The organism is Rhizobium brockwellii (assembly GCF_000769405.2).
Lineage (GTDB): Bacteria > Pseudomonadota > Alphaproteobacteria > Rhizobiales > Rhizobiaceae > Rhizobium > Rhizobium brockwellii.
Map to the genome: position 1 here is coordinate 187221 of NZ_CP053441.1, position 18031 is coordinate 205251.

The 18031-nt window shown below is 61.2% G+C and carries 18 protein-coding genes; 11 read left to right on the forward strand and 7 right to left on the reverse strand.

The genetic code is table 11. The features are described from left to right. Window positions 1–60: 60 nt before the first annotated feature. The 5 genes from RLCC275e_RS28965 to RLCC275e_RS34725 form a co-directional block, all read right to left on the reverse strand. On the reverse strand, window positions 61–2778 hold the full coding sequence (locus RLCC275e_RS28965) for a hybrid sensor histidine kinase/response regulator (protein ID WP_033183687.1): 2718 nt from the start codon (window positions 2776–2778) through the stop codon (window positions 61–63). A gap of 173 nt (window positions 2779–2951) precedes the next feature. After that, window positions 2952–3125, reverse strand: a complete 174-nt coding sequence (locus RLCC275e_RS28970; protein ID WP_165403679.1) for a hypothetical protein — start codon at window positions 3123–3125, stop codon at window positions 2952–2954. A 318-nt stretch (window positions 3126–3443) separates the two neighbouring features. Then, window positions 3444–3698 (reverse strand): DUF2934 domain-containing protein, encoded by a 255-nt coding sequence (locus tag RLCC275e_RS28975; RefSeq protein ID WP_033183686.1) that lies wholly within the window; start codon window positions 3696–3698, stop codon window positions 3444–3446. Between the two features lie 75 nt (window positions 3699–3773). Further along, a complete protein-coding gene (locus RLCC275e_RS28980) occupies window positions 3774–4283 on the reverse strand; it encodes a uracil-DNA glycosylase family protein (protein WP_368389638.1) in 510 nt (169 codons plus the stop codon). Between the two features lie 11 nt (window positions 4284–4294). Beyond that, window positions 4295–4444, reverse strand: coding sequence for a hypothetical protein (locus RLCC275e_RS34725; protein WP_165402871.1), 150 nt, complete (start codon window positions 4442–4444; stop codon window positions 4295–4297). A gap of 158 nt (window positions 4445–4602) precedes the next feature. On the opposite strand from RLCC275e_RS34725, the gene RLCC275e_RS28990 reads away from it, so the two are divergent. The 4 genes from RLCC275e_RS28990 to RLCC275e_RS34730 all read left to right on the forward strand — a co-directional run bounded on the left by RLCC275e_RS28990 (window position 4603) and on the right by RLCC275e_RS34730 (window position 8475). Further along, a complete protein-coding gene (locus tag RLCC275e_RS28990; RefSeq protein WP_033183886.1) occupies window positions 4603–6066 on the forward strand; it encodes a phospholipase D-like domain-containing protein in 1464 nt (487 codons plus the stop codon). Window positions 6067–6158: 92 nt separating this feature from the next. Beyond that, window positions 6159–6974, forward strand: a complete 816-nt coding sequence (locus RLCC275e_RS28995) for an endonuclease/exonuclease/phosphatase family protein (protein WP_020052621.1) — start codon at window positions 6159–6161, stop codon at window positions 6972–6974. A gap of 210 nt (window positions 6975–7184) precedes the next feature. After that, window positions 7185–8075: a LysR substrate-binding domain-containing protein gene (locus tag RLCC275e_RS29000; protein ID WP_033183685.1), complete on the forward strand. Its 891-nt coding sequence runs from the start codon at window positions 7185–7187 to the stop codon at window positions 8073–8075. Continuing rightward, entirely contained in the window at window positions 8062–8475 is a 414-nt protein-coding gene (locus RLCC275e_RS34730; protein WP_317278428.1) for a hypothetical protein, read from the forward strand. The genes RLCC275e_RS29000 and RLCC275e_RS34730 overlap by 14 nt, the downstream gene beginning before the upstream one ends. A gap of 299 nt (window positions 8476–8774) precedes the next feature. Here RLCC275e_RS34730 and RLCC275e_RS29010 read toward each other — a convergent pair whose 3' ends face one another. Continuing rightward, window positions 8775–9053 carry a hypothetical protein gene (locus RLCC275e_RS29010; RefSeq protein WP_033183683.1) on the reverse strand — a complete coding sequence of 93 codons (279 nt, stop codon included), beginning with the start codon at window positions 9051–9053 and terminating at the stop codon, window positions 8775–8777. Window positions 9054–9442: 389 nt separating this feature from the next. On the opposite strand from RLCC275e_RS29010, the gene RLCC275e_RS29015 reads away from it, so the two are divergent. The 7 genes from RLCC275e_RS29015 (at window position 9443) to pepT (ending at window position 16939) form a co-directional block, all read left to right on the forward strand. Beyond that, entirely contained in the window at window positions 9443–10165 is a 723-nt protein-coding gene (locus tag RLCC275e_RS29015) for a FadR/GntR family transcriptional regulator (RefSeq protein WP_033183682.1), read from the forward strand. Beyond that, the gene (locus tag RLCC275e_RS29020) at window positions 10162–11334 is read left to right on the forward strand and encodes a PLP-dependent transferase (protein WP_033183681.1); all 1173 of its coding nucleotides are present in this window, start codon (window positions 10162–10164) and stop codon (window positions 11332–11334) included. The genes RLCC275e_RS29015 and RLCC275e_RS29020 overlap by 4 nt, the downstream gene beginning before the upstream one ends. Window positions 11335–11369: 35 nt before the next feature. Continuing rightward, a complete protein-coding gene (locus RLCC275e_RS29025; protein WP_033183680.1) occupies window positions 11370–12629 on the forward strand; it encodes an ABC transporter substrate-binding protein in 1260 nt (419 codons plus the stop codon). A gap of 97 nt (window positions 12630–12726) precedes the next feature. Further along, complete coding sequence (locus tag RLCC275e_RS29030; protein WP_033183885.1) at window positions 12727–13662, forward strand: carbohydrate ABC transporter permease; 936 nt, start codon at window positions 12727–12729, stop codon at window positions 13660–13662. Window positions 13663–13666: 4 nt separating this feature from the next. After that, window positions 13667–14497 carry a carbohydrate ABC transporter permease gene (locus RLCC275e_RS29035; protein WP_027665653.1) on the forward strand — a complete coding sequence of 277 codons (831 nt, stop codon included), beginning with the start codon at window positions 13667–13669 and terminating at the stop codon, window positions 14495–14497. 4 nt (window positions 14498–14501) lie between these two features. Next, the gene (locus RLCC275e_RS29040) at window positions 14502–15560 is read left to right on the forward strand and encodes an ABC transporter ATP-binding protein (protein WP_033183679.1); all 1059 of its coding nucleotides are present in this window, start codon (window positions 14502–14504) and stop codon (window positions 15558–15560) included. A gap of 146 nt (window positions 15561–15706) precedes the next feature. Continuing rightward, a complete protein-coding gene (gene pepT / locus RLCC275e_RS29045; protein ID WP_033183884.1) occupies window positions 15707–16939 on the forward strand; it encodes a peptidase T in 1233 nt (410 codons plus the stop codon). A 93-nt stretch (window positions 16940–17032) separates the two neighbouring features. On the opposite strand, the gene RLCC275e_RS29050 is transcribed toward pepT, so the two are convergent. Next, on the reverse strand, window positions 17033–17869 hold the full coding sequence (locus tag RLCC275e_RS29050) for a cell wall hydrolase (RefSeq protein WP_033183678.1): 837 nt from the start codon (window positions 17867–17869) through the stop codon (window positions 17033–17035). Window positions 17870–18031: the final 162 nt, after the last annotated feature.

Below are 18031 nucleotides of genomic sequence, written 5' to 3' on the forward strand. Positions count from 1 at the left end.
CGAGAAACCGCTTTCGCACTTTGCCTGGGAAAACCGCTTCGCACTTTTCCTGGAATTGCTCTAGCCAATAGGCCGCTGTTGGACGGCGGTCATCACCGCCCGTTCGAGCTCGGTGCTGCTGAACGGTTTTGCCAGCAGCACCGAGCCGGACAGGCGGCTTGCATCCGGCAGGCTGCTGTGGCCGGTAGCAAAGACCAGGCCGACCGATGGAAAGGCCTCGCGCGCCTTGGCGGCAAAGACCGGACCCGACATGCCGGGCAGGCCGACATCGGCGACGATGATGTCGACGATGGTGTGTCCGAGGATTTCCACGCCCCGTTCGCCACTATCAGCTTCGATGACGTCATAGCCGAGATCTTGCAAAAGCTCGGCAGTATCCATGCGGATGAAGGCGTCGTCTTCCACAAGCAGCAGCTTCAGCTTTTCAACCGCGATATCGGGATGTTCGGGAACGGGCGCTACGGCATCGCTCGCCCCTTGGCCGCGTTGCGTCCTGATAGTAAGCACGTGGCGGATCTTGCGGGCGAGCTGCTCGCGCGTATAGGGCTTGGAGAGCAGTTCGAGACCGGGATCGAGCCTGCCGCCATGGACGATCGAATTTTCCGTATAGCCCGACGTGTAGAGCACGGCGATATCAGGCAGGCGCTCGCGCGCCATGCGCGCAAGCTCCGGGCTCCTCAATGGGCCGGGCATGACGACATCGGTAAAGAGCAGGTCGATATGGGCGCCGCTTTCGATTACGGTGAGCGCGCTTTGCGCATCCTTGGCCTTCAGCACGTAGTAGCCGAGATCCGTCAGCATCTCGACGACAGTCGTGCGCACACCCTCGTCATCCTCGGCGACGAGGATGGTTTCCGCGCCCCCGGTTGCCGGCACACTGTCGACATTGGTGAAGCGATCCTCGCTCTGGAACGAGCGGGGCAGATAGAGCTTGACGGTCGTGCCTTCGCCGATTTCGCTGTAGATCTTCACGTGGCCGCCGGACTGCTTGGCGAAGCCATAGACCATGGACAGGCCAAGACCGGTACCCTTGCCTTCCGGCTTGGTCGAGAAGAAGGGCTCGAATGCCTGTTCTATTACCTCCTGCATCATGCCGGAGCCGGTATCGGTGACCGCCAGCACGACATATTGGCCGGCGGTGACTTCGGGATGGGTGCGGCTGTAGGAATCGTCGAGGAAGGCGTTGCCGACCTCGATCGTCAGCTTGCCGGCGCCATCCATCGCGTCGCGGGAGTTGATCGCAAGGTTGAGCAGGGCGTTCTCAATCTGGGTCGGATCGGCAAAGCTGTTCCATAGACCGCCGGAGACCATGGTCTCGACTTCGATCTCCTCGCCGAGGGCGCGGCGCAGCATGTCGTCCATGCCGGTGACGAGACGGCCGATATTGACGACCTTGGGCTCCAACGGTTGGCGGCGGCCGAAGGCGAGCAACTGGCTTGCCAGCCGCGAGCCGCGTTCGACGGCGGCAAGCGCGTTGGAAATGCGTTCCTTGGCCCGCCCGCTATCTGCCACGTCCTTGCCGAGAAGCTGCAGGTTGCCTGAGATCACCTGCAGCAGATTGTTGAAATCATGGGCGACGCCACCGGTGAGCTTGCCGATCGATTCCATCTTCTGCGACTGCTGGAGTGCTGCTTCGGCCTGCTGGCGCTCGGCAATCTCGGCGGCGACGCGGACCTCGAGCATTTCATTGAGTTTCCGCAGCTGATCTTCCATATCGCGGCGCTGGTCGATTTCGACTTTGGCAGCACGGAAGAGCCGGATATTGTCGATCGCGACGGCGGATTGGCCGGCGAGGCTGACGAGGCTCGCCTCGGCCGCTTGGGAAAAACGACCAGGCTGGGCGTGGCCGAAGAACAAGCCGCCGATGACGCTGCCGTCGCGTGATTTCACCGGCACGGCAAGATAGCTCCTGACCGGTAGATGCCCTTTGGGCATGCCTGCATGCGGTGCATTCTGCCCGTAGCGCGGGTCGAGCAGGATGTCGTCGGAGCGCATAATGCCTTCGCCGTCGAAGGTCGGCGCGAAGACCTTGGTATTGCGCGGCATCGGGAATTTCTCGAAGTTCTTCCGATCGACACCGGAGAGCGCATAGAGCATGTAGCTGCCGCCCTCGCCATCATCGACATTGTAGAAGAAGGCGCCGAATTCCGCGGCGGTCAGCATCACGCCGGCATCGACGACAATCTGGGTGAGGCGTTCGACACTGAGTTCGGCGGTGATCGCCGCACCCGCCTGGTTGACGACCGCAAGCGCCTCCGATTTCACGCGGAGTTCTTCCAGCGCCATCTCCTCGCCGCGCTTGGCCGACACCTGGTCGGTGACATCAAGGGCCGCACAGAGGATGCCGGCGACGGTGCCGTCATCGTCGCGCAGCGGCGTGTATGAGAAGGTGAACCAAGTGTCCTCGGTGCGGCCGTCGCGGCGCATCGGGATGAGTAGCTCTTTGAAGAGCTGCGAACTGCCTTCGAGCGTGCTGGCGACGATCGGCGAGAACTGTTCCCAAATATCCGCCCAGACCTCGCGGAAGGGTCTTCCAAGTGCGCCGGGATGGCGCTGCGGAAAAACAGGCACGTAGGCGTCATTGTAGAGAAAGGCGAGCTCCGGACCCCACGCGACGAATTTGGGCTGGCGGGAATTCAGCACCATTTCGGCGATATGTTTGAGAGAAGCAGGCCAGCTTTCGACCGGACCGAGCCCGACGGCGTGGAAAGTCGGATGCCGTAACAATTCGCCGATTTCGCCGCCGCCTCTCGGCCAGCCGTTCCCGACGCTTCCCATTCAAAATCGCTTCCTTGACGTCCGCTGCGCCGATGGGCTGGCCGCCTCGGGGTTCAGCCTTCCAAACCGTCAACATAGAGGCTTCCGATGGGAGGGAAAGGGCGCGGTCGAAATATCCTTAACTGTCGGACGTTCAACAATTTTGGCAGTCTGCGGACGGCGCCTGCGGGCTGTTATTTTCGATAGAGTTTTTGCGATGCGGCAAAGGCGCGGCCGATGTAGACGGAAACCAACTGAGCCGGCGCGCGCGGATCGCGGAAAACCAGTCCGACGAGGTTATCGACGACAAGGATGAACCCGAGCGCGAGACCGAGGTAGAGTAGCGCGGCGATTATGAGGAGCGACATCTCCATCCCTCACACGATCGCAGTCGAGGCGCGGTTGTTGGCTAAAAAGAGGATTTCGGTATGACCGTCGTTCATGGCAACTTCCCCGTTCCACCATAAACAGTCATCGCATCTTCTTGTTCCCGGTTATCTGGCGAGGGCTTAACCTTTTTTGGAAGCTTCAAAGCTTTCAGCGTCATCCGGCCTCTGTTCACCCCCGCATGGAAGCCCCACCTCTGAAATTCCATAAAGCACAACTAATTCAGGCATATGACAAAAAGGGATCAAAGGGCGTCGCGACGACGCCCTTTTTTCTCGACGTGCTCGGTATTTCGGTGTTTAGGACGCCGACTTGCGGCTCGCAGTCCGTTTCGGTGCCGGTGTCACGACGCCGTTCGTCTTGCTGCCCGTCACGCTGCGCTTCGCCTTGGGTTTGACTTCCTTGCCGTCGGAAGACGCAGCTGAGCCCTCGAGCGTGTCGCGCTCGTGACGTGCCTGTTCCCAATGGATGGAATCTCGCCCTGTCGGATGACCCTCTTCTTCCCAGAGGGAGTATGCACGTTTTTTGATCCACTCATCCCGAGTTTCTGCCATCGCTGATCTCCAGTCATATGATGCCGTCGTTCGAACGCGATACTGCTTGGATGGTTCCAGAGGAGGGGAGCTCTTTCAAGCGAAATCGCGCCGCAACCGGAAATATTTCGCATCGCAGCATATTAGGGTTGAGAATCGGCATTCACCGAGACCGAAACTCCACCGCCTTGTGCAGATCTGACACGAAATCTTGGCGGTGCCGTTGTCGGTACGCCTTGTCGCGAATGCGCAAGAGATAAGAGGGTGGATGGTGACCAGAGCAGGCGGATGAGTTGTCGGCTGCAGGATATGGCCGCGCTCCGGCGTCAGCTTTGCTTTCGGGCCAAGCAGCGCATACAGCGCGCTTGCGCCGAGCGTCACGACGAGTTTCGGCTGCAGAATGTTGAGCTCTGCGCCGAGCCACCAGGCGCACCCCCTGATCTCGCCGGCACTCGGTTTCGAATGCAGCCGCCGTCTGACGCGCGGCGTGATGCTTGACCGCATTGGCGACATAACAGCGCTGACGATTGAGCAGCAGGCCGGCGGGCCGACAAAGGGCCTGCCGGTCACATCCTCCTGATCGCCCGGCTGCTCGCCGACGAGCATGCTCTCGGCTTTCACAGGGCCTTCGCCGAAGACGTTTTGCGTGGCATTCTTGTAGAGTCACAACGGTTCCAGTCTTCGGCCTGATGCCGGAGTTCGGCAATGCTGTCGGCATCCGCGACCTCGCGCCCCAAGGCGGGACCGACGTTTGCGGCTATGGTCATGATGGCGATCTCCTCGGGATCAATCTATCTCTACCGGCATTGTTCCCGCGGTGAAACGGGCGGTGCCGGCGGCAAAATGGTCACGGCGAAAAATTTCGCGTCATGAGAGAACAGCGGCGTGATTGAACGCCGGCGTTTCGCGGCTATATTCGCCAGCGATGTTCTATCTCCTGTCGACCTACTGGCCGCATATCCTCTTTGTTGTTTCTGTCGCCATGGGGGCTGCCGCGGCGATCCATGCCGCCATGACCAAGGAGGAAGTGCGCGCGGCAATCGGCTGGGTCGGTGTCATCATCCTGTCTCCGATCATCGGCGCGGTGCTCTATGCGATTGCCGGCATCAACCGCATCCGCCGCAAATCGCTGAGCGTCCGTCGCGACGCGCTGCTGCTTGCGGCCGAATTCGACGAGCTGGAGACATTCGATGCCGAGGCCGAGACGGTGATCAGCCAGTTCGGCCGCCGCTTTGCGGCGCTGCAGACGCTGGGCGACCGGGTGACGCGCAATCCGCTGACGACAGGCAATACGATCGATGTGCTGGAGACCGGCGACGAGGCCTATGCGGCGATGAAGACCGCCATCGACGAGGCGACGCGCAGCATCCTGCTCGAAACCTATATCTTCGACCGCGATGCTGTCGGCCTTCGCATCGCCGATGCGCTGATTGCGGCGGCCAGCCGTGGTGTCGAGGTGCGGGTGCTGATCGACGCGGTCGGCGCGCGTTATTCGGTGCCGAGCATTCTCGGCCATCTCCGGGAAGGTGGCGTCACCGTCGCCGTCTTCAACGGCAATGTCATCATGGGCTTGCGGTTGCCCTACGCCAATCTGCGCACCCACCGCAAGATCCTGATCGTCGACGGGAAAATTGCGCTGACGGGCGGGATGAACATCAGGGCGGGCTTCAGCGAGGAGGCAACAGGCGAGAGCTTTGCCCACGACACGCATTTCAGCGTCACCGGCCCTGTCGTGGCCGACCTCTTCGACCTCGCCGCCGAAGACTGGCGCTTCTCCACGCAGGAGTTGTTGAACGACGAGCCCTGGCGCATCGAACCGCCAGAGCGCAGCCCCGGCGATCCCATCCTGATGCGCGTCGTCGCCTCCGGCCCGGATCGCAGCGTCGAGACCAACCATAAGATGCTGATGGGCGCCTTTTCCGTGGCGCGCCAATCGATCCGCATTATGTCGCCCTATTTCCTGCCGGACCGCGAACTCATCAGCGCCCTGGTGACGGCGGCGCGGCGCGGCGTCGAAGTCGATATCGTCGTGCCTGCGGTCAACAACCTCGTGCTGGTCGACCGGGCGATGACGGCCCAATTCGACCAGATCCTCAAGAATTACTGCCGCATCTGGCGCTCCACCGGCAGCTTCAGCCATTCGAAGCTTCTGACGATCGACGGTACCTGGGCCTATGTCGGCTCTTCCAATCTCGACCCGCGCTCGCTGCGGCTGAATTTCGAGGTCGATCTCGAAGTGCTGAACGAGGGCTTCGCCGCCGAGATCGACGAGCACATCGAGGAAACCTTGAAAACGGCAACGCCGGTGACGCTTGAGGGGCTGCAGGCGCGACCCTTTGCGGTGCGGCTGCTCGAGAAGGTGCTATGGCTAGGGTCGCCCTATCTCTGAAGGATTTTTTGTGATCGGACGTGGCAAGTCCGGCTTGCCTGCCTATACTGCTGAGACAAGCCTTCTCGATCAACGGAACAATGCGCCTGCCGATGCACGCCAGAAAAGACAGCCTTCCCGCCAGCATTCTCGCCTCGATCAGGAGCAGGAAAAAGCGGCTCGACGCAGCCTATACGGAGGCAAGGCCGCGCAGTGCCGGAACGCTGATCGCCTCCTATAACGTGCACAAATGCATCGGAACCGACCGCCGCTTCGATCCGGAGCGCACCAGCCGGGTCATCCACGAAATCGGCGCCGACGTGATCGCGTTGCAGGAGGCCGACACGCGCTTCGGCGAGCGCACCGGCATTCTCGATCTCGGGCGGCTGGAGCGGGAGACGGGACTGATCGCGGTGCCGGTTGCCGGCATGGCGAAGGCGCATGGCTGGCACGGCAATGTCGTGCTCTTCAAGAAGGGGCTGGTGCATGACGTGCATCAGGTCAAGCTGCCGGGGCTGGAGCCGCGCGGCGCGCTCGTTGCCGAGATCGAACTCGAGAAGGGCGGGGTGCTGCGCATCATCGCCGCGCATTTCGGGCTGCTGCGCCATAGCAGAGCCCAGCAGGCCCGCATGCTGGTCGAGCTGATCAACGACAGGCACGAGATGCCAACCATCCTGCTCGGCGACCTCAACGAATGGCGGCTCGGCGACCGTTCTTCGCTCAACACCTTCCAATCCGCCTTCGGACCGCTGCCGCCCGCCGTCCCGAGTTTCCCCGCCGGCCTGCCGCTTCTGGCGCTCGACCGGATCATCGCCAACCGCAAGGGGATCATCTCGGAGGTGGAAGCACATGATACGCCACTGGCGCGTATCGCCTCCGACCACCTGCCGATCAAGGCGCTGATCGATCTGGAACCGGTGCCGGGCTGATGTCATGGCGACAATGGGTGCTGTCGCATTTGTCACTTCGGCCGGCGCTTTCACTCAGGCACGGCTGAAACGTCACCAACCGGATGACGTTCAATATGATCTCGAATATCCGCTCGCGCATCGATATCTCTCCTTTGCGATCATATGCCTCCCCTTGCCTCGCGCCTTCAAACGAGCTTATCGTCGGCCTCGAATGACTTGAGGTTATGGATGAAGCGTGGACGCCTGCCATTGACGGCTTTGCGGAGTTTCGAGGTCGCCGGCCGCCTCGAAAGCTTCACGCTGGCGGCGCAGGAGCTGTTCATCTCGCAGGCGGCGGTCAGCCGGCAGATCCGCGAGCTGGAGACGTTGCTGGGCGAAGCGCTCTTCGAGCGCCGGCATCGCAGCGTCCATCTGACCGCCTCAGGCAACAGGCTGCTGTCGATCATGACGTTATCCTTTGACCGGATCGACGAATGCCTGGAGGAAATCCGCTGCCGACCGGCGACTGCTGGGGTCACGATCAGCGCGGAACCCTCCTTCGCGGCGTGCTGGCTCGTTCCCCGCCTGCCGGAGTTTCACGAGCAGCATCCCGAGATCGACGTGACGATCGACTCCGATCCGCGCCTCGTCGAGTTCCGCAGCGGTCAGGCCGAGATCGCCATCCGCCACAGCGCCAGCGTGACCGCCTGGCCAAGGGCCGAGAGCGAACGTCTCGCCGATGTCAGAATGATAGCGGTCGCAGCGCCTGTCTTGCTCAAGACGGGGCCGGCTATCAAGCAGCCGGAGGACATTCTGCGCCACACGCTGTTGCATGAGGAAAACCGGGACGTGTGGTCGCGCTGGTTCGAAGCGGCTGATGTCGCCATGCCGCAGACGGCGCGGGGGCCGATCTATGCCGATGGCGGCCTGGTGATGCAGGCGGTCCTGCGCGGGCAGGGCGTAGCGCTGATGGACGAGATCTTCGCCGAGGAGGAGATCAAAGCGGGCCGGCTGCTTCGGCTCTTCGATCTTGCCATTCCTCACGGCGCCTACTGGCTCGTTGCGCGGAGTTTCAAACGGCTCGGACCACCTGCCTCGCTCTTCGTCCGTTGGATCGGATCCCGGATTGGGGGATCTTGAAGGCGGCAGATGTTGGCGAAGAATAGACGCCTTTGTCGCGGGGCAGGCCGGCGCCGGCTGGATCGGGGGCTCCTTGTCGAGAACCATGGTCAATGGCTTGTCGATTGTGCAGGCCGGCCAGTCGGGCAAGCCTTCGGCGCTCGGCTTGCCGTTGCGCGCGAAGTTGACCCAGGCCTGGCTGACCTTCCTGGAAAGCGCGAGGGCGTCGCTGCCACCGCCTGTCGACGTCTTGACCAGGGTGGCGTTCGCAAACACGTACGGCAAGCCGTCATCGCCGACAGCGCGGATATCAAAGCGCAATAATGCAGAACGTCCTTTTCATCAACTTATCCTCTTGTCGTTGATTTCGAATTTTCCAAAGCCCGACGGCCGCCATCCTCGACCGTCGTTGACTAACTAGGTCGGAGCCGACGCCTTTCAGGCCACAGTCAGATGGTTTGCTGGAGAGAGGATCACGCCGGAGGGTTGGACGGGGCTTTTTGCCGACCGGCCTCCAATGAACCAGGAGATCCGACGCCGCGCGGGCCGCTTCTGCGCGCTTTGCTCCTGCCGGACATCGAGTTTCTTGAGCACGCCTGACGGAATGCCGCTCGGCGCCTGAGTGGTGGCGATTGGCCAACTATCCGCACAGGTGATCACACGGCGGGATACGCGGAAAATCTCGCCGCTTGCCAGGACCGCGCTAGCGTCCGCCACTTGTCAGAAAGATGACGAAGGGACCACGCCGATCGTTGGGACGAGTGGTTTGTGCTGCGGCATCTTGTTTCCTTGTTCGTCGCCGACACTCAGTGCCTCGCGCACTTCATCCTCTTCCCAACCCGCCTCGATGGCGGAAGCCACGAGCGTTTCGATTTTCTCGGTTTCCGAGTTGTGCGAAGTCTCATCGAGGTGGCGTCTGGCGGTCTCGAGACACTGACGGAGGTTCGAAGCGCGGCTGGCGTTGTTACGGTCGTAGCTTGGCGATGCGACGTAGGTCATTTGAAAGCTCCCTGCTGATCGACAGGAACACCTGAAGAGAGAGCCGGTTCCACTGCGTGCCTGCGGTAAGCGCCGCCGGGTGCCGCCTCGTGGACTAGCGGCACCTACTGCCGCTGGTCCGCCTACATTCCGCCGCTCCGGATATCAAAGAGACTTCGACTTCGGCGCTATCCGGTAGGCCTGCCACATCCCGTGTCGAGATCTTTTCGTGACCGATGAAGGGATATCGGATCAGGTATTTTTGAGACCATTTCGGAGGTGCAGAAGGAATTGTGGAGCGGCGGACCAACCTGAGAACAAACGCCCCTTGACGTCTTTCGCTCTTTGAGAAATGCTAAGATGTCAGACCAATTCTAAAGGTCGGCTGCCTGATAAGAAAATGGGGAACCATGAAGGCAAATAGCAGCGACAGGCCGGTGATCCGGCCGCTTCCGGTCATGGACCGCGCGCGTCAGGTGACCGATGCGCTGGCGGATTATGTCGAGGAAGCCAGGTTGAAGGCGGGCGACCGTTTGCCGGCCGAGCGCGAGCTGATGGCAGCCCTTGCCGTCGGACGCTCCACCATTCGCGAAGCGATCCGCCACTTCCAGGCGCTCGGCGTCATTGAGACGCGCAAGGGCAGCGGCACCTATCTGCTGAAACCGGTTTCCAGGGCAACGATCCATATGCCGCTGTCGTTCGACACGGTTCATCTGCGCGACGTGCTGCTGCAGACGCTGGAGGTTCGCCGCGGCATCGAATGCGAGGCGGGCATGGTTGCGGCCCGGCGGCGCACGAGCACGGATCTCGTCGTCATCGAGGAGAAGCTGAACGAGATGGAGCGGGTGCATATCGAGAAAGGCACCTCCGGGCCGGAGGATCTGGCTTTCCATCTCGCTGTCTACGACGCCACCCACAATCCGCTGTTTCGCCAGCTTCTCGAGCAGATGCGCGAGACCTTCGAGCGCTTTTGGGAACATCCCTTCGACCGGCAGGATTTCGCGCGCCGGTCCTTTCCCTTTCACCGTACCCTTTTCAATGCAATCGCTGCCGGGGATCCCGAGGCGGCGCGCGCCGAAACATTGAAAATTCTCGATATCGTCGAGGAAGACATCAAGGAAATGTCCAAATGAGCAACGGCTCTGAACCGTTCGATCTTGCTTCCCTCATCACCGCGCATGACGAAGGCAACTTCGCCGACGCCGTCGTGCCGCCGATTTTCCAGACGTCGCTTTTCACCTTTTCCGATTACGACGAGATGATCGCCTCCTATCGCGGCGAAAAGGTGCGGCCGATCTATACGCGCGGCCTGAACCCGACGGTACGTGCCTTCGAGGAAATGCTCGCCAAGCTCGAAGGTGCCGAGGATGCGCTGGGTTTTGCCAGCGGCATGGCGGCGATCTCGTCGGCTGTCTTAAGCTTCGTCGAGCCGGGCGACCGCATCGTTGCCGTCAAGCATGTCTATCCCGATGCCTTTCGCCTGTTCGGCACCATCTTGAAGCGGATGAAGATCGAGGTGACCTATGTCGACGGGCGCGACGAGGAAGCGGTCGCCAAGGCGCTGCCCGGCGCCAAGCTGTTCTACATGGAAAGCCCGACGAGCTGGGTGATGGAAGCGCATGATGTCGGCGCGCTCGCAGCACTCGCCAGACAACACGGCGTCGTCTCGATGATCGACAACAGCTGGGCAAGCCCGTTCTTCCAGCGGCCGCTGACGCTCGGCGTCGACCTCGTCATTCATTCGGCATCGAAATATCTCGGTGGCCATAGCGATGTGGTGGCGGGCGTCATCGCCGGTTCGAAGGCGATGATTGCGCGCGTCAAGGCCGAGGCCTATCCCTATCTCGGCGGCAAGCTTTCGCCGTTCGACGCCTGGCTGCTGATCCGCGGGTTGCGGACGCTGCCGCTGCGCATGAGGGCCCACGAGGCATCCGCTCTCGAAATCGCCAGGCGCCTGCAGAAGCTCGACGTGGTGGAGACAGTCTGCCATCCAGGGCTCGCCAACCGTTTGCCCACTGGCCTCATCGGCACCTCGGGCCTGTTTTCCTTCATATTCCGCGAAGGCGTCGATATCCGCGCCTTCGCCGATCACCTCAAGCTCTTCAAACTGGGCGTAAGTTGGGGTGGACATGAAAGCCTGATCGTACCGGGCGAGGTGGTGCTTCAGCAGAAGGCACAGCCGAATTCCGCACATGCCTTCGGCATCCATGCGCGATCCGTACGTCTCCATGTCGGCCTGGAAGGAACCGAGGCGTTGTGGAGAGACATCGAGGAGGCGCTCGCCGCCGCCTCACAATCCTGAAACCCGAGAGAAACCTAACAAGGGGGAACTGAGCCATGAAAAAACTAATAATCTCGACGCTCTTTGCTTCGATGATGGCGGGCACGGCCTTTGCCGATACGACGCTGAAGCTTGTCGAAGTCATCACCAGCCCGGAGCGCACCGAAACGCTGAAATCGATCGTCGGCAAATTCGAAGCCGCCAATCCCGGCACCAAGGTCGACATCATCTCGCTGCCCTGGAACGAAGCGTTTCAGAAGTTCGCGACCATGGTGTCGGCCGGCGACGTGCCCGATGTGATGGAGATGCCCGATACCTGGCTGTCGCTCTATGCCAATAACGGCATGCTCGAGAGCCTGGAGCCCTACCTCGAAAAGTGGGAGCATACCAAGGAGCTGACGCCGCGCGCGCTCGAACTCGGCCGCGACGTCAAGAACACCGCCTATATGCTGCCCTACGGATTCTATCTGAGGGCGATGTTCTACAACAAGAAGCTGCTTGCCGAAGCCGGCGTCGCCGCGCCACCGAAGACGATGGAAGAATTCACCGCCGCTTCGGAGAAGGTTTCCAAACTGTCCGGCAAATACGGCTACTGCATGCGCGGCGGAGCGGGCGGCCTCAATGGCTGGATGATCTTCGCCGCCTCGATGGCCGGCTCGAACAAGTATTTCAACGACGACGGCACCTCGACGATGAACAGCCCTGGCTGGGCCAAGGGCATCGAATGGATGGTCGATCTCTACAAGAAGGGCTATGCGCCGAAGGACAGCGTCAACTGGGGCTTCAACGAAGTCGTCGCCGGCTTCTATTCCGGCACCTGCGCATTCCTCGACCAGGATCCGGATGCGCTGATCGCCATCGCCGAACGCATGAAGAAGGAAGATTTCGGCGTCATGCCGCTGCCGAAGGGTCCCGACGGCAAGTCCTTCCCGACGATCGGCTATGGCGGATGGTCGATGTTCACGACCAGCAGCAACAAGGATCTCTCCTGGAAGCTGATCGCCACCCTCGAAGGGCCGGAAGGCAATATCGAGTGGAACAAGCGCATCGGCGCCCTGCCGGCCTATACGGCGGCCGAGAAGGATCCCTTCTATGCCGGTGACCAGTTCAAGGGCTGGTTCGAGGAACTGGCGGACCCGAACACGGTACCAACAGTCATGCCGACCTATCTCGAGGAATTCGCCTTCTTCAAGGATTCGCTGGCGATCAAGACCTCGCAGCAGGCATTGCTCGGCGATATCTCCGCAAAGGATCTGGCCGACCAGTGGGCGGAATACCTCACCAAGGCGCAGCAGAAGTTCCTCGCCAAGAAGTAAGCAACGGACTGACGGCGGCGGCCTTTCGACGGGGCCGCCGTCGCTACTTTGATGACACAGACGGCGCATGAACGCCGCGAACGGGAACTCTTGGCTGATGACTATTTCCGCCGATACGCTCGACATGCGTCGCGACCGCAGGCCATGGCTGCGTCGCGTTGCCGATGCTTCGGAGCCCTATCTCTACAGCGCGCCGTCGCTGATCCTGATCATCGCGGTCATGCTGGTGCCGCTGACGGTCGGGATTTCCTACGCCTTCCGCGATATCCAGCTGCTCAATCCGTTTTCCGGCGGCTTCATCGGGCTCGATCATTTCCGCGAGCTTTCAGGCGATGCCGCCTTCTATGGCGCGTTGCGGAATACGCTCTGGTGGACCGGCGCCTCCGTCGTCCTGCAGTTCGTTTTCGGGCTCATCCTGGCGCTGTTGCTCGACAAGCCGTTTAAGGGCCGGGCAATCGCGCAGGCGCTGGTCTTCCTGCCCTGGGCCGTGCCGTCCTTTCTTGCTGGCCTCAACTGGGCCTGGCTGTTCAATCCCGTCATCGGGCCGATCCCGCACTGGCTCTTCGCCCTAGGGCTGATGCATGAGCCGGGCAATATCCTTTCCGACCCCAATTATGCGATGTGGGGGCCGATCGTCGCCAATGTCTGGTGGGGAATTCCCTTCTTCGCCATTACCCTGCTCGCCGCCTTGCAGGCGATCCCGCGCGATCTCTATGAGGCGGCGTCGATCGACGGCGCCGGCTGGTTCCAGCGTTTCCGCTCGATCACCCTGCCGTTTCTGGCGCCAACGATCGCCATCACCGTGCTGCTGCGCACCGTGTGGATTTCCAATTTCGCCGATCTCATCGTCGTCATGACTAATGGCGGGCCGGCAGACCGAACGCAGATCGTCGCCAGCTACATCTTCACGACAGCCTTCAGGCGGCTCGATTTCGGTTATGCCTCGGCGATCGCGCTGGTGCTGCTCGTGCTGCTGCTTGCCTATTCGATGCTGATCATCCTGCTCCGGCAGACGCTGCTGAACAAGGATTGAGATCATGAGACGATCCGTCATTCCCACCATCGCACACCGTCTGGCGATCCTCTGCTACATCGCCTTCGCGCTCTTTCCGCTGTTCTGGCTGCTCAAGGTCTCGGTGACGCCGAACGACCTGCTCTATAGCGAGGGCGTGCGCATGTGGCCGTCGCGCACGACATGGGATCACTATGCCTTCGTGCTGCGGCACAGCGCCTTTCCGACCTTCTTCAAGAACAGCCTGATCGTCTCGGCCTCGACGGCCGTCACCGTGACGATCTGCGCCTCGTTATCGGGATATGCGCTGTCGCGCTTCAATTTCCGGGCAAAATACTGGATCGTCGCCCTGATGCTGCTGACCCAGATGTTCCCACTCGTCATGCTGGTGGCGCCGATCTTCAAGATCCTGTCTCCTCTGCATCTGACCAACAGCCTGACCGGGCTCGTCATCGTTTACACCGCCTTCAACGTGCCTTTCGCCACCTTCCTGATGCAGTCCTTCTTCGACGGCATTCCGAGGGATCTCGAAGAGGCGGCGAAGATCGACGGGGCGACGCAGTTCACGGCGTTTCGCCAGATCATCCTGCCGCTGACGCTGCCGGGTATCGCCGCCACACTCGGCTTCGTTTTCACTGCCGCCTGGAGCGAGCTGCTCTTCGCGCTGATGCTGATCAACGGCAATGACGCGGCGACCTTCCCGGTCGGCCTTCTCACCTTCGTTTCGAAATTCTCGGTGGACTTCGGGCAGATGATGGCGGCGGGCGTCATGGCGCTCATTCCGGCCGGCCTCTTCTTCCTGCTCATCCAGCGCTATCTCGTCCAGGGCCTGACGGCCGGCGCGGTCAAGGGTTAAACAAATGGCATCGATCGATATCCGGAATATCCGCAAAGCCTATGGCCATGTGCAGGTGCTGCACGGCGTCGACCTCGAAATCCGGGACGGCGAATTCGTCGTGCTCGTCGGCCCGTCCGGCTGCGGCAAGTCCACGCTGCTGCGCATGATCGCCGGGCTGGAGGAGGTCACAGCAGGCGAGATCCGCATCGCCGGCAATAGGGTAAACGAGCTGCATCCCAAGGATCGCGACATCGCCATGGTGTTCCAGTCCTATGCACTTTACCCGCATATGAACGTCGCCGGCAATATGAGCTACAGCCTCAGGCTGCGGAAGGTGGCGAAGGAGAAGATTGCAAGCGCGGTGGCTGCGGCCGCCGCCAAGCTCGGCCTCGATCCGCTGCTCGAACGCAGGCCGAAGGCGCTTTCCGGCGGCCAGCGACAGCGCGTCGCCATGGGCCGCGCCATCGTGCGCCAGCCGAAGGCCTTCCTGTTCGACGAACCGCTGTCCAACCTCGATGCGCGACTGCGCGAGCAGATGCGCGCCGAAATCAAGAAACTGCATGGCGACCTGAAGGCGACCTCGATCTACGTGACCCACGACCAGATCGAGGCAATGACGCTGGCGGACCGGATCGTCGCCATGCATGGCGGGGTGGTCCAGCAGGTCGGCAGTCCCCTGGAGCTCTACGACCGCCCCGCCAATCTCTTCGTTGCCGGCTTCATCGGATCGCCGGGGATGAATTTCCTCGAGGCCAGCTATGATGCAGGCGGCGTGAAGCTGAAGGACGGCACGATCGTGCCGCTTGCAAAGCCTCTGCCGCTTTCAGACGGCGCAAAGGTGACGCTCGGCATCCGGCCGGAGCATGTTGTGATGAGCGACGGCGGGGCGGGGCTTTCCGCGGATGTGGAACTCGTCGAACCGACAGGCTTCGGCATCATCCTGCACCTTGCCCTGCATGGCCTGCCGTTCAAGATCTTCACGCTGAACCGCGACGCGCTGAAGGCGGGTCCGAAAGTCAATGTGGCCTTCCCGGCCCAGTATCTGCATGTGTTCGACGGTGAAGGAAAACGCGTCGACTGAGTGGTTGAGGTAGCTTGCTCGCCGCCGCGTGATGGCTGAAAGACGGATTGAATGGCGAAACCCTCACGTGCTGCGAGCGGAAAAACCTTTTGCCGCATCGTCCGGGAGGGCTATATCGTTCGTGTGATCTTGCTGGATTGGATGCCATGACCGACACTGTTCTCGACCGCTTTCTCCGTTATGTCGTTATCGACACGCAATCCGACCCTGCCTCGTCGACGCAGCCGACCACCGGCAAGCAGAAGGATCTGGGCCGGGTTTTGGTCGATGAACTGCTGAAGATCGGTCTTGCCGACGCGCATCTCGATGAACACGGCTATGTCTACGCGACCATTCCGGCCAATAGCGACAAGACGGTGCCGGTCATCTGTTTCTGCTCGCACATGGATACGGCGCCCGATTTCAACGGCACTGATGTCAAGCCGCAGATCGTCAGGAATTATGCCGGCGGGGATATCAAGCTTGCCGGCGACACGGGTCGGGTGATCCGCGTCAGCGATCATCCCGAGCTGAAGAACCAGATCGGCAACGACATCGTCACGACCGATGGAACGACATTGCTCGGCGCCGACGACAAGGCCGGACTGGCTGAGATCATGACCGCGGCTCAGATCCTCGTCGACAATCCTGATATCAGGCACGGGACGATCAAGATCCTGTTCACCCCCGACGAAGAAGTCGGGCGCGGCGTCAACAAGGTCGACCTGAAGAAACTCGGTGCCGACTTCGCCTATACGATGGACGGCGAGACGGCCGGCCATATCGAGGATGAGACCTTCTCGGCCGACGGCGTCGAAATCAGCATTTCAGGTGTGGCGATCCATCCCGGTTTCGCCAAGGACCGCATGGAAAACGCCATCAAGATCGCCGGCGCCATCATCGACCGGCTGCCGAGGGATATTGCCCCCGAGACCACGGAAGGCCAGCAGGGCTTCATCCATCCGATCGGCGTCACCGGCTCGATGGAGAAGGCTGCGCTGAGCTTCATCATCCGTGACTTCACCGACACGGGGTTGACGGAAAAGGAAACGATGCTCGAAGCCATCGTCAAGGACGTCATATCAGCCTATCCCGGCTCGACCTATCATTTCCAGGTCAAGGAGCAGTATCGCAACATGAAGGTGGTGCTCGATCGTCACCCGGAGATCGTCGAGAACGCGATCGAGGCGGTGCGCCGGGCCGGCATGACGCCGCTGCGCGGTAGCATCCGCGGCGGCACCGACGGCTCGCGCCTTTCCTTCATGGGGCTGCCGTGCCCGAACATCTTCGCCGGCGGTCATGCTTTCCACTCGCCGCTCGAATGGGTGAGCCGTCAGGATATGGAAAAGGCGGTCAAAACGATCGTGGAACTGGCGAGGGTCTGGGAAGAGCGCGCCTAAGCCAAGTCCAGCAAAAGTGCGCCGCAGTTTTGCGTCCGGAATTGCGCGGCAACAAAACGCGCTTCGACCTAACTCTTAAACCAGAAGGGCGGTTTAACCGCCGTTCGCCGGAAGGCTTTCACGCAGCATCACGCTGTCATAGGCGGGGCGTGGAATAGGGATCGCAATGGGCATTCCCGGCTCGGGCTCGACCGATGTTACCGGTGATGTCTCCGGCGCGGTCACCGGCGCCGTGATCCGCATCTGCCCCGTGCTCGCCGTCGCCATGGGGTCCGGAGCCGGGAGAGGAACGGGAACCGCCGAGGGAATCAGGGCCTCGAATTGCGGCGGCAGCATGCTTTCGCCGGGCACATAGTTCATCGCCACCTCGTAGGAGGGCAGCGGCGGCGGCGTTTCAAGCATGCCGTTGGAGTCGCGCTTTTCGTAGAAGGCGTTGCCGCCGGCAACCGTCACATAGTGCATATTGTCGTAGGGGAATTTTAGCCCATCGGTGTGGAAGAACATCGCGTCCTTCACCGCAGGATGGCGTGCGCCTTTAACAAGGATTGCATCGGCCGCGCTGGCAAGCTCGGTTTCTGCCTGCGGCTTGACTTCACGCGTCATCACGCCGGGCGCGAACTGCTTTTTCTGGGCCACCACGCCGCAGATCGATGTGGGATAGGCGCCGGAGGTGAGCCTGTTCATTACGACGGTCCCGACAGCCATGTAGCCGTCCTCGTCCGAATGCAGCGATTCGAAATACATCGCGCGCTGCAGGCACTCGCGGTCTTTGGCCGTATAATTGAACGTGACTTTCGCCGCTTGGCCCTGCTTCGTCTTGGTGTTCCCCGCCGTTGCCGCCGGTTTCGATGTCGTCGTGCAGCTAGCAGCTGCCAGTCCTACGAACAAAATCCCGATCAGGGATTTTCCAAAGGAAATCTCCGCCCTCAACGTCAGGTGCCTCCTATTGGGATTTAGTCCAGCCCTTTATGATTAGCGAAAACGTTTTTACTCGTCATGTGACCGAAATACAAACAACCGTAGATCACAAAAAGACCGATGAATGCTCGCGATATACGATTCCGGCGATGGCCTCCTGCATAATTCCCTAAA